12 protein-coding genes are annotated in these 11,981 nt (G+C 61.7%); 9 read left to right on the forward strand and 3 right to left on the reverse strand.

Translation table 11 applies throughout. From position 1 onward, the window contains the following. The first annotated feature begins 12 nt into the window (after window positions 1–12). From V1T76_RS12400 to V1T76_RS12430, 7 genes are all read left to right on the forward strand, one after another. Entirely contained in the window at window positions 13–936 is a 924-nt protein-coding gene (locus V1T76_RS12400) for a sulfurtransferase (protein WP_330560972.1), read from the forward strand. A gap of 1 nt (window position 937) precedes the next feature. Next, window positions 938–2,068 carry a YeeE/YedE family protein gene (locus V1T76_RS12405; protein WP_330560973.1) on the forward strand — a complete coding sequence of 377 codons (1,131 nt, stop codon included), beginning with the start codon at window positions 938–940 and terminating at the stop codon, window positions 2,066–2,068. After that, a complete protein-coding gene (locus V1T76_RS12410) occupies window positions 2,065–2,241 on the forward strand; it encodes a hypothetical protein (protein ID WP_330560974.1) in 177 nt (58 codons plus the stop codon). Before V1T76_RS12405 ends, V1T76_RS12410 begins: the two co-directional genes overlap by 4 nt. 149 nt (window positions 2,242–2,390) lie before the next feature. Further along, window positions 2,391–3,443, forward strand: coding sequence for a MaoC family dehydratase (locus V1T76_RS12415; RefSeq protein ID WP_330560975.1), 1,053 nt, complete (start codon window positions 2,391–2,393; stop codon window positions 3,441–3,443). Between the two features lie 76 nt (window positions 3,444–3,519). After that, entirely contained in the window at window positions 3,520–4,293 is a 774-nt protein-coding gene (locus V1T76_RS12420) for a helix-turn-helix transcriptional regulator (RefSeq protein WP_330560976.1), read from the forward strand. A gap of 85 nt (window positions 4,294–4,378) precedes the next feature. Beyond that, entirely contained in the window at window positions 4,379–5,860 is a 1,482-nt protein-coding gene (gene iaaH / locus V1T76_RS12425) for an indoleacetamide hydrolase (protein WP_330560977.1), read from the forward strand. 90 nt (window positions 5,861–5,950) lie between these two features. After that, window positions 5,951–6,553, forward strand: coding sequence for an HD domain-containing protein (locus V1T76_RS12430; protein ID WP_330560978.1), 603 nt, complete (start codon window positions 5,951–5,953; stop codon window positions 6,551–6,553). A 225-nt stretch (window positions 6,554–6,778) separates the two neighbouring features. Here V1T76_RS12430 and V1T76_RS12435 read toward each other — a convergent pair whose 3' ends face one another. The 3 genes from V1T76_RS12435 to V1T76_RS12445 form a co-directional block, all read right to left on the reverse strand. Then, window positions 6,779–8,053, reverse strand: a complete 1,275-nt coding sequence (locus V1T76_RS12435; protein WP_330560979.1) for a murein L,D-transpeptidase family protein — start codon at window positions 8,051–8,053, stop codon at window positions 6,779–6,781. Between the two features lie 364 nt (window positions 8,054–8,417). After that, a complete protein-coding gene (locus V1T76_RS12440; RefSeq protein ID WP_330560980.1) occupies window positions 8,418–9,377 on the reverse strand; it encodes an acetyl-CoA carboxylase carboxyltransferase subunit alpha in 960 nt (319 codons plus the stop codon). Window positions 9,378–9,717: 340 nt separating this feature from the next. Beyond that, a complete protein-coding gene (locus tag V1T76_RS12445) occupies window positions 9,718–10,551 on the reverse strand; it encodes a DUF3108 domain-containing protein (RefSeq protein WP_330560981.1) in 834 nt (277 codons plus the stop codon). A gap of 340 nt (window positions 10,552–10,891) precedes the next feature. On the opposite strand from V1T76_RS12445, the gene rpmB reads away from it, so the two are divergent. Continuing rightward, entirely contained in the window at window positions 10,892–11,188 is a 297-nt protein-coding gene (gene rpmB / locus V1T76_RS12450) for a 50S ribosomal protein L28 (RefSeq protein ID WP_023002809.1), read from the forward strand. Window positions 11,189–11,300: 112 nt separating this feature from the next. Then, entirely contained in the window at window positions 11,301–11,966 is a 666-nt protein-coding gene (locus tag V1T76_RS12455) for a VUT family protein (protein WP_330560982.1), read from the forward strand. Window positions 11,967–11,981 lie beyond the last annotated feature (15 nt).

The raw sequence follows: 11,981 nt of genomic DNA on the forward strand, positions 1-11,981 counted from the left end.
AAGGCTGAACCAATGAAACAGTTTGCTCTCGCACTGGCGATGACTGCAAGCCTCACCACATCCGCCGCCGCCGCAAGCTTCGGCCCGCTGGTGGAAGCATCCGAGCTGTCCGCATCTCTGGACACCGTGGAGCCGGTGCTTCTCGACGTACGCAATGCCGGATATGACAAAGGCCATGCCGACGGCGCCCTGTTTGCGCCTTACCGCATGTTCCGCGGACCGGCTGAAAATCCGGGCGGCCTCGTAGATGTTGAAAAGCTGGAAGCCGAACTGGAAGAACTCGGCCTCGAACAGGATACGCCGATCGTGATCCTGTCCGAAGGCAAGACCGACACCGACTTCGGCTCGGCTGCGCGTGTCTACTGGACCCTGAAATCCACCGGCTTCACCGACCTGTCGATCCTGAACGGCGGCCTGGAATCCTGGAAAGCAGCAGGCCTGCCGGTCAACTCCACCGCAGAATCCGCCTTTCCGAGCGAGCTGGACCTGACGTTTGACGACACCTGGCTTGCCACCACGGCAAACGTTGCCGCCGTGGCAGCGGGCGAGTCGGACGCGCTTCTGGTCGATGCCCGCCCGGCGGACTTCTTCAACGGCAAGAAGGCGCATGACGCGGCAGCCCGCCCAGGAACCCTGCCGACCGCCATCAACCACACCTACACGGCTTTCTTCAAGGAAGGTTCGCCGGCGATGTCGACCACCATCGATCCGGCCGCACTGAAGGCCTCGCTTGGTGTTGAAGACGGCAAGGATACGGTCTCCTTCTGCAACACCGGCCACTGGGCTGCTGCCCACTGGTTTGCCGTGTCTGAAGTGGCCGGAGTGGAAAACGCGAAGCTTTACGCGGGCTCCATGGTCGAATATTCCCAGTCCGGAAACAAGATGGCGAATACCCCGGGTCTCGTGCAGAACCTGCTCAACCAGATATTGAACTGACGTGACCACCACCGCTGATATTCACACCGCCGCTGCGGCGCCGATCTGGCGCCGCAGCGGTCTGGTTTTGGCCGCCCTTGCCGCCGTCCTGGCCACCGCCCTCCTCGTCGGTGGCCGCTTTGGCTTGCTGCTTGCCGTCGGTCTTGGCTTCGGCATCGTGCTGGAAGGCCTGCGCTTCGGCTTTGCCGGCCCCTGGCGTGCGATGATCCTGCGCCGCGACCCCGGTGGCCTGTGGGCGCAGCTTCTGTCGATTGCCCTCGTCTCGCTGGTAGCCTTCCCGCTGCTTGCCGCCAACCAGGGCGAATTGAGCGGTGCTCAGGGTCCAATCGGCTTTGCGATGATCGCCGGGGCCTTCGTCTTTGGTGCCGCCATGCAGGTGGTGCTCGGCTGCGGGTCCGGCACTCTGGTCAATGCCGGGTCCGGCAATGCCGTCTCTCTCGTGGCCCTGCCCTTCTTCGCCATCGGCAGCTTCGCCGGGGCCTATCACCTCATCTGGTGGACGGACCTTGGCGCCCTGCCGGTCCTGACCCTGTCCGGTTGGCAGGGCGCGGCGATCACGCTGCTGGGGCTTTCGGCAATTGCCGCAGTGCTTTGGAAACTGGCCGCGCCCGAACACCGCCGCCTGCCCCGCCGACTGATTGTTGCGGCCGTCCTGCTGGCCGCCCTTGCGATCCTGAACCTGATTGTCGCCGGTCAGCCGTGGGGCGTCGTTTACGGCCTTGGCCTGTGGGCGGCAAAAGCAGCTTCTGCTGCGGGTGCGGATCTGTCCGGCTCCGCTTTCTGGAGCGCGCCGGGTTCCGTCGAGCGCCTGACCCATAGCCTGCTGACGGACTACACCTCGCTGACCAATATCGGCATTATCCTGGGCGCGTTTCTCGTTGCCAGCTGGCGGTCGGGCGGTTTGTCCCAGAACATCTCTTCCCTCCCCGCGCAGGCCTGGATGACTGCAATAGTCGCGGGTTTTCTGCTGGGCTATTCCTCCCGCCTCGCCTTCGGCTGCAATGTCGGTGCGTTCTTCTCCGGTATCTCGACCGGCAGCCTTCACGGCTGGGTCTGGTTCGCGGCCGCCTTCGCCGGATCGATCTACGGTGTCAAACTGCGCCCTCTCCTGAAGCTGGAGGCAAGATCATGACCCGGTTGGTGACCGCCTCCATCGCCCTTGCGGGGCTCGCCGCCATGATCGCTCTAGACGCATCCGCGACACCGCCCAATCCCTACAAGGCCCCGAAGCTTCTGGCGCTGGGGTCCGGCACCGCGCCCAGCGGCGGCTTTTGCGGCGCGCTGCCGGATCCGGCAGGCAAATGACGGCTGTTTTCCCTGTCCTTCGTCGGGCCGGGAAGACAGCTTAAACCACCGCGAACTGTTACAAAGCGTCATCGGCAAAACGTCTGACTTGCTTGTGTGCACCGCAGCGGGCTTAATCCCTTCCGGCAAATCAGAACCGGGAGGCACAGGTGAGCAAGACCAATCGCGGCAATTTCTTCGAAGACTTCAAGGTGGGCCAGGTGATCCGCCACGCAACGCCGCGCACTATCACCAGCGGTGACCAGGCGCTCTACACAGCGCTTTACGGCTCCCGCTTTGCGGTTCAGTCGTCCGACGCTTTCGCCACTTCCCTCGGCTACGCTCATGCCCCGGTCGACGACCTGCTGACCTTTCACATCGTTTTCGGCAAGACCGTGCCGGACATCTCGCTGAATGCCGTCGCCAATCTCGGCTATGCGGGCGGTCGGTTTCTGGCACCGGTGTTCCCCGGAGACACGATCTCCACCGTGTCCGAGGTGATCGGCAAGAAGGAGAACTCCAACGGCAAGACCGGCGTCGTCTATGTGCGCTCGACCGGCTACACCGCCAACGGCACCGAGGTGCTGGACTATGTTCGCTGGGTGATGGTCAACAAGCGTGTTGCGGCAAATCCCGCACCGGAACCCGTCGTGCCGGAACTTCCCGCGGCCCTCGACCCGCAGTCTCTCGGCACCGCCGTGCCGCTGCTCGACACCGCCAATTGGGACAACGACCTGGCCGGTTCCGAATACCGTTTTGCCGATTACGAGGTTGGCGAGAAGATCGACCACGTCGACGGCATGACAGTGGAAGAAGCCGAGCATCAGCTTGCGACCCGGCTTTACCAGAACACCGCCAAGGTGCATTTCAACCAGCACACGGAAGCTCATAACCGCTTCGGCCACCGGCTGGTCTATGGCGGCCATGTGATCTCCATTGCCCGCGCCCTGTCGTTCAACGGGCTGGCCAACGCGTTCCACATCGCCGGCATCAACGGCGGCCGCCACGTCGGCCCGCTGGGGGCGGGCGACACGGTCTATGCCTGGTCGGAAGTGCTGGACAAGGCAGACATCGACGGACGTTCGGACGTTGGCGCGCTGCGCCTTCGCCTTGTCGCGACCAAGAACCGGACCTGCCATGATTTTCCGGGCCGGGACCACGAGGGCAACTATCTGCCGGAAGTGGTGCTCGATTTCGACTACTGGGCCTTGATGCCCAAATAAGCCGCCGGAGCGGGCTGATTGTTCTGGATGACGGATCTCCTCTTCCCGGCTACCATGCCGCAGAAGGAGGTCTGGCATGCTGACGACGCTTTCGGGCCGGGAAACGAAGCTGATATTCGCGATCATGCAGGACATGACCGCCATTCAGGACGCGCGGCAACTCAGGTTGCAGCTTGGCACACGTTTGCTTGACCTTCTGGAGGCCGATTATTTCGCGTCCTACGTCTGGACACGGACGGAGGGCGACACCGACGGTGTGTTCCTGAACATGGACGAAAGCAATCTCGCCGCCTATCAGCATCATTTCCAGCACTGCGACCCGATCACCCCCCGGTTCCGCATGTGCCGGCGCGCCACCCATCTGGACCAGATCATTTCCCGCGATGACTTCCTGCGCACCGAATTCTACAACGACTTTCTGGCGCGCGACGGCCTGCATCAGGGCATGAACTTCCACGCCTATGCGGCGAACGGCCATCTGGGCGACCTGCGCATCTGGCGCGGTGCCGGCAAGGAAACCTTTCAGCAGCGCGATCTGGAGATGCTGAACGCAATCGGCACGGCCTTCGGGCAGGCTCTGGCCAACATGCGAGACAACGAACAGAAACTGCGGGAAGCCGACCCCCGTTTGCGCCTGACAGCCTGGGCCGCGCGCCATCAGCTCACGAGCCGCGAACAGGACGTTCTGTGCCTGGTAAGCGAAGGCAAACGCGACCGCGAGATCGCGTCAGACCTCGACATCTCCGTGACCACTGTGCGTTCGCACCTGAAGGCCGTCTTTCAAAAATCCGGGCTTACCAGCAGGGCCGAACTGCTCGCCAGCATCAACGCACGGCTTTCCCTGCAGTAATCAGCCTTGCCTCCTCATTTTGGAGGATGCGCAGCGTAAGACGCGGGCGTTTGCTGTTTCCCTCATGCACAAGAAGGGGAACGAAATGAAAGTGCATCTCACAGCCGGACTGGCCGCACTCGCGGCCGCCCTGGCCTGGTCGGCCCAGGCTGCGGAAGACATCACCACCCTGAGCGCGGCGGGAATGGCGAGCGCAATAGCTGAACAAACGCTAAGCGCCACGGACCTCGTCAACGCTCTGATTGCCAAGACCGGGGATGACCCGGGAAACGTCTATATAACCTTCGACACCGAAGGCGCCCTGGCGGCGGCAGCCGCGGCGGATGAAAGCGTGAAGGCGGGTGAAGCCCTCGGCCCGCTGCACGGTGTACCGATTGTCGTCAAGGACAACATTGCCGCCGAAGGCCAGCCGACAACCGGTGGCACGCCGGCGCTGAAGGGCTGGGTGCCACAGGAGGACGCCCCTGTTCTGAAGAAGCTGCGGGAGGCCGGGGCCATCCTGCTCGGCAAGACCAATCTTCATGAACTTGCCTTCGGCATCACGTCGAACAATGCCGCCTTCGGTGCCGTGGCAAACGCTTATGATCCATCCCGCTTTGCCGGCGGGTCGAGCGGCGGCACGGGAGCAGCGGTTGGCGCGCGTCTGGCGCCGGCCGGGCTTGGAACCGATACAGGCGGATCGGTGCGCATTCCCTCGGCGCTCAACGGCGTCGCCGGTCTGCGTCCGACCACCGGCCGATATCCGACAGAAGGTATCGTGCCGATTTCCGCCACGCGTGACACCCCCGGCCCGATTGCAAGAACGGTTGCCGATCTGGCTCTGTTTGATGCGGTCATCACCGGCAGTACCACAAAGATTGAGCCGGTTGATCTCGGCACTGTCCGCCTGGGGGTTCCAGCCGGCCTGACGGACAATCTCTCGCCGGAAACGGATCGCCTTTTCAAGGAAGCACTGGACAAGTTGCAGGCTGCCGGTGTGACGCTTGTTCCCGTCGATATCAGCAGGGAACTTGAGCTTGCCGGAAAAGCTGGTTTCCCCATCGCCCTGTGGGAAGTGAAGCGGGATCTTGCCGCCTTTCTGGAGACGCACGGAACCGGACTGAAGTTGCAGGACATTGCCAGCGCCGCAGCCAGCCCCGATGTCAAATTCGTGTTCGACAATCTGGTTCTGGGCAACCAGGCGATCCCCGATGATGTCTACCGGGCGGCCATGGACGACATGCGACCCCTGATCCAGTCCGGATATGCGGAGGTCTTTACGGCCAACAAGCTGGACGCGCTGGTCTTCCCGACAACGCCTCTGCCGGCCCAACCCATCTCTGGATCCGACGAGACAGTGTCGCTAAACGGAGAAGACGTGCCCACCTTCCCCACCTTCATCCGCAACACCGATCCGGGATCGGTCGCCGGTATTCCAGGCCTGTCGCTGCCCGCTGGATTGACATCGGATGGCCTGCCTGTCGGTCTGGAACTCGATGGGCCGGCCTTTTCCGACCGGCACCTCCTTTCGCTCGGTCTTGCGGTTGAAAAGGTGCTGCCGGATATGCCGGCTCCGCCATCCAATTGAGCAGAAGGTCCAGACAGGAAAAGGAAATTTCCCGTCTGGACTTTTCCAGGTGCCCTGAAGCACACTCCCGCAAACTCAGGAGTGCAAATTATGAAAACCGTGTCCTTCACCCAGATGAAAGACGGAACCAAGGAAGAATATGACTTCCTGGCCGAAGCGGAGCGCCCCCATCATGCCATGACGCCCGACCGTGTTCTGGCTGAACTGAGACGTCAGGACGAGGACAGCCTGTCCGGCTACAAGATCACCCGCCTGCAACATGGCCTGCAGGCGGCCACGAGGGCGCGGCGGGAAGGTGCGGATATCGACTGGATCGTCGGTGCGCTTTTGCACGACGTCGGCGACGGACTGGCCCCGCAGAACCACGACCGGTTCTCAGCCGAGATCATCCGGCCCTTCGTGCGCGATGAGGTTGCCTGGGTGGTGGAACATCACGGCATCTTCCAGATGCTCTATTATGCTCGCCACTACGGCTGGGACGAGAACGCCCGCGACCAGTTCAAGGATCACATGCACTTCCAGGCCTGCGCCGACTTCTGCGAGCGCTGGGACCAGTCCTCTTTCGATCCCGACTACGAGATGGATACCCTGGAAAGCTTCGAACCGCTGGTGCGCGAGGTCTTCTCCCGCAAGGCTTACGATCCGGCCGTACTGCGGGAAGGCGTCTCCCTGGGCTTGCCACCGCTGACGTAACGAGGGACGTGAAAGGGGCGAAAAAAGCAGGCCGGCTAAGCCCCCGGCTAAGTCCATAGGGCCTTGCCCTTTGAAGAAAAGCCGGGAGCCTGTCTGGGAGGGCGCAACTTTTCTCAGGTTATGCAGCCCCCTTGAGGCGGACTTTTCAGTCCTCCTCAGGATACGGCAATCAACCGGGATACAGCATCTCGATGAAGCTGAACCCGCGTCTGGTTCCGGAACCGATCAGTTCGGTTTGGTTTCCGGAACCACCTCGGTTTCGATCGGACCGACATCAGCGCCATCTTCCGACGCCTTCGGCCCGAAGGGCACCCAGCGCTTGAAGAAGCTGCCGACGGAGCTGCCGCCGGACTGGTCCTGCGGGGCAAAGGCGGTCTCGACCGCCGATCCCGGCCGTGGCTGAGCGGCCGGAACAGCACCTTCGGAGGCGGCTGCTGTCGCCGTTGCCGTTTCAGCCGGCTGCGCCTCGGGAGCAGCGGCTTCCGCCGTGGCAACTTTCGGACTGGTATCGTCTTCACCGCCACCGAGAGCTTCTGCAAGCCGGTTGGAGCGCTGTTCCCAGCGTTTCTGGCGCTCTTCGCGGGCGTCAAAACGGGCGGCGAGCTGCTGGTATTTTTCGTTGTCACGGCGCTGCTTGGAAGCAACCGCCGACGCGATGCCCGGGCTCACCTGATACTCGGGGCATTTGGCACTGGCCCGGAAAGGCACGCCTTCCACCAGCGTGGTGGCATCGAACACGTATTTCTTCTCGCAGACGGAAATCTGCGGCGGGGTCTGCGTCACTTCGAAGTGGTCGTAACCGGTCTTCAGCATCTGCCAGAATTCCATGTGCTCGCTGTCGCGATGGCGCGCCATGTTTTCCGGTGTCATGCGGAACGGAAACGCCTGCACCTGGAACGAGCGCTGACCGCCCTTGAAGCTGTCGCGGGCAAGCGCGTAGATGTCCTGCACCTGCTTGTCCGTCATGGCGTAGCAGCCACGGGACGAACAGGCGCCATGCACCATCAGGTGCGAGCCGGTGCGTCCGTGGGCACGGTCATAGGAATTCGGATAGCCGAGATTGAAGGCCAGATGATAATTCGAGTTCGGGTTCATGAGGGCCGGCGTGATTTCGTAGAAACCTTCCGGGGCCTGACGGTCGCCTTCCTTGAACTTCGGGCCGAGCTCGCCGGACCATTTGCAGATCTCGAATTCGTCCAGAAGCTGATATTTGCCGGTACGTGTCTGTTTCCAGACCTCCAGCGCGCTTTCTTCCTTGAAGATGCGGATCATGATCGGCGACGTCGAACTCATGTTGAGGTCGTTCATCTTGCGCTTGATCGACGCACTGACGGGAAGCTGTGCCTTGTTCGGACCTGCGCTGAATTCGTCTCCCTGGCAAGCCGCCAGCACTCCGGCAAGCAACAGCGCCGCACCGATGCGCGCTGTACGGCGGCCGTTCAGGCCGCTTTTGCCAAGAAGAAGGCCGGCTGGCGTGTTCATAAGGCGCCGAAAGACCATGATACTGTCCCAAACTAAGCGGAAACCGACAAAGGCGAACGAATTGCCTTGCCGCACTTCCTGCGTCCTCGCCCCCGCGCAGAGGCTAGGGAATGATGGTTGACGATAAGTTACTGAAACCGGATTGTACCCGCGACCAAAATTATGGTGATAGGAACAAAAACTTGCCCAAGCGTCATCCTGCGCGTCTCAAGTTCGCCTGAATGACGGCAAATTCTGGCCACAGGATGGCAAAAGGGCCGCTTTTCGGGCGGCCCTGCATCGTTTTTCGCTCATCTGCGGCGTATTGAAGCCATTTGCGGTGAGCAGCGAAGCCGTTTCGCAAAACTCCGCAAGGGGCACCTCTTCACGAGACCGTGAACACTTAACTCAGTGTTCTGCCGATGGAGATGAACTTCTCGCGGCGCTGCTTGCGCACTTCTTCCGGAGACAGGCCCGCCAAATCCTTCAACGCGGTCTCGATCGCCTTGCCCGCGTTGTCGATGACGATTTCGCGCGCCCGGTGTGCACCACCGACCGGTTCCTTGATTATGTCGTCGATGACGCCGAGCTGCTTGAGATCCTGCGCGGTAATCTTCAGCGCGGTCGCGGCATCCTGCGCCTTGGCGCTGTCGCGCCACAGAATGGAGGCCGCCCCTTCCGGTGAAATCACCGAATAGATTGCATGCTCCATCATCAGAACCTTGTTGGCGGTTGCGATGGCGATCGCCCCCCCGGAACCGCCTTCGCCGATGACGACGGCAACGGACGGCGTGCCGAGACCCAGACCGACATCGGTCGAGCGGGCAATTGCTTCGGATTGACCGCGCTCTTCAGCCCCGCGGCCCGGATAGGCGCCGGAGGTGTCGACAAAGCTGATCAGCGGCAGGCCGAAACGTTCGGCCATTTCCATGATGCGAACGGCCTTGCGGTAGCCTTCGGGGCGGACCATGCCGAAATTGTGCTTGAGACGCGTTTCGGTGTCGTGGCCCTTTTCCTGCGCCAGGATGGCGACGGACTGGCCACGGAAACGGCCGATGCCTGCGATCAGCGCCGCATCTTCGGCAAATTTCCTGTCGCCGGCGAGCGGCGTGAAATCTTCGATCAGACCGGCGATATAGGCAACCGCGTGCGGACGGTCCGGATGGCGGGCAACCAGCGTTTTCTGCCAGGGCGTCAGCTTGGTGTAGAGCTCCTGCAGCGTTTGCGAGGATTTCGTTTTCAGCCGGTCGATTTCACTGTCGACATTGACGGCTTCGCCATCTTCCCCGGCCAGAGCCCGGAGCTCCTGGATCTTGCCTTCAATGTCTGCAACGGGCTTTTCGAATTCCAAATAGCTGTGCATTTACTCGGTTACCTGAATCATGCCGGCGCCACCACTCGTCGGCGGTCGGTCCGGAAATTCTGTTACAAGATCGAAGGATACCCGGCCGGAAGCGCCCAGTCACCCGATGTCGATCGTTTCAAAGACGTTCAAGCATCTTTGCCGCCTTTGAACAACGCAAGATGCTCCAGGCCGTTTACCCGCGCCTGAACGCATACGTGGGGGCTGTATCAAGAGACGCAAGGAGGCGCAAGCCTCGGCGTGCCGGTTGCCGGAAAACACAGATGCCTTACGCCCGTCAGGCCCTGTCCGGTTTCCTGCCGGAACAAGGCCCAAAGAGCGCTTCATCAAAGGCCAGGGATCAGTCGGCAGACGCCTGATCGCTGCCGGCACCATCGATCTTGAGTTTGTCGGCTTCCACGATAAGCCGGCCGTTCTTGGTGTCGATGGAAATCCGGTAGGGCACCAGTACGTTGTCGCGGCCCATGGGAGCGACCCAGACTTCCATGTTGGCCTTGGCCATGTATTTGACCGAATCCTTGGACGGACGGTGACCGGCGACAGGCACCCAGCGGGCCTTGCAGACAACCACCTGGCCGTCATAGCCGTGACCGGAGACTTCCTTGGTGCCGGAATAGCTCAGCTTGATATCGAACCGGGTCCAGCCGTCGAACACCGGCAGACGGCGGGAGCAGGCCTTCGGCCCAAGGCTGTCCTTGGCCCGGCCAACCGGCATCAGCGCCGCGCTCAGCGGATCGATCGCGTTTCGCGTGTGCCGGTCCGTCACCTTGATCCGTTCCGGATTCGGCTTGAACTGGGGGGCGACTTCCATGGACCGGATGCTGCCGGAACCCTGGCTCAGATTGACGTAGAAATCGAGATTGGAGGCATGCGAGGCCATGCGGTATTTCGACGGCACGACGCGCGAACCGACCATCCAGCCCGATGCTTCGGCCCCACCCTTGCCGGTGGTGAACAGCGTGCCGATGCCTGCGGGCTCGAGGCTGACCTTGGCTGAATAGGCATTGCCCTGCATGACGAGCGACAGCGTTCCGCGCCCAACCTTGAAGCCGGCAATCGAGATATTGTAGAGGCCGCCGACGCTGTTTTTCTTGGCTTCCGCCGGTGTCGTCAGCAGCGCCGCAGCAAGCATTGGCAGGGCGACCAGCCGCCCGAAAGACATCAAACCGAACACTTCAAAACCTCCGGACTGCCGCCTGGCAGCGAATTGCGCCCCCGCGCCACGAGAGTTCCGCGACGGAAAGATACCATAAATCCCACTCGCTGAACGACCCCAATCATTCTAAATTATGGTAACTCACTGGTTAACGACAGCGCGTCATGCAAATAAAAGCAGTGAATCTCCGCAAAGCGGCGGAGATGTCTTGACGTTGGCCTCCACTCCCATTATAGCGGGGCAACTTTTTCCGAGAAATGCCGGAGACGATGTCGCCGGGCCTCAGGTCCGCGCCGGTTCCGGTTGGACTTGCTGGGTTCAAAGTAACGGCCCAGCCACGAAAACAAAAGGTGATATCATGGCACGCCGTTGCGAACTCTCCGGCAAAGATGTGATGACGGGCAACAACGTCTCCCACGCAAACAACAAGTCCCGCCGCCGGTTCCTGCCGAACCTGTGCAACGTGTCTCTGATCAGTGACACGCTTGGCGAAACCTTCAAGCTGAAAGTCTGCGCCCACGCTCTGCGCTCCGTCGAGCACCGCGGTGGCCTGGACGCATACCTGATGAAGGCAAGCGACGCGGACCTGTCCGACGCTGCCCGCAAGATCAAGGTCGACATCAAGCGCAAGCAGGCTGAAGCCGCTGCCGCTTAAGGCCTGAAGCGCCTGCCGGGCCTACCGGCAGCAGGCAGCTCAAAAGTTGCATAAGCCTTTTCAGAACGCCCAATCGACATCGGTTGGGCGTCTGTCGTTGTAAGGTGAACACATGACCGACACCCGGACATTTTCCGCGAGCCACCACGTTGTCGCCATTCTGGCGATGGCGGCTGTCGTCGTCGCCTCCAACTTTCTGGTCCAGTTCCCGGTCAGACATTTCATCGGCGGCATCAACCTGGCCGACACGCTCACCTGGGGTGCGTTCACCTATCCGGTTGCCTTTCTCGTGACCGACCTCACCAACCGCCGCTTCGGCCCGGCTGCCGCCCGCCAGGTCGTGATGGCCGGCTTCCTGATTGCCGTAGTCGTGTCGGTCTGGCTGGCAACACCCCGTATCGCCATCGCCTCCGGCACGGCCTTTCTCATCGCGCAAATGCTGGACGTGACGATTTTCGACCGCATGCGCAAGCTCACATGGTGGAAAGCGCCGGTCGCCTCATCCTTCATTGGATCCGTCATCGACACGCTGCTGTTCTTCGGCATCGCCTTTTCTGCCAGCTTCGCCTTCATCGACAGCCTGTTCGGCATGGAAGACAGCTCGCTCGCCTTCCCCGTGCCATTCCTGGGCATCAGCGACGACACCCAGACGCTGTTGTGGGTCTCGCTGGCCATTGGCGATTTCCTGGTCAAGCTGCTCGTCGCTGTCGTCCTGCTCGCCCCTTACCGGCTCGTGCTTGGCCTCTTCCGGGCCCTGCCGGATGAACGGGCAGCATAAAGGCTCCCGACGGCA

This window comes from Roseibium sp. FZY0029, from assembly GCF_036350355.1.
Lineage (GTDB): Bacteria > Pseudomonadota > Alphaproteobacteria > Rhizobiales > Stappiaceae > Roseibium.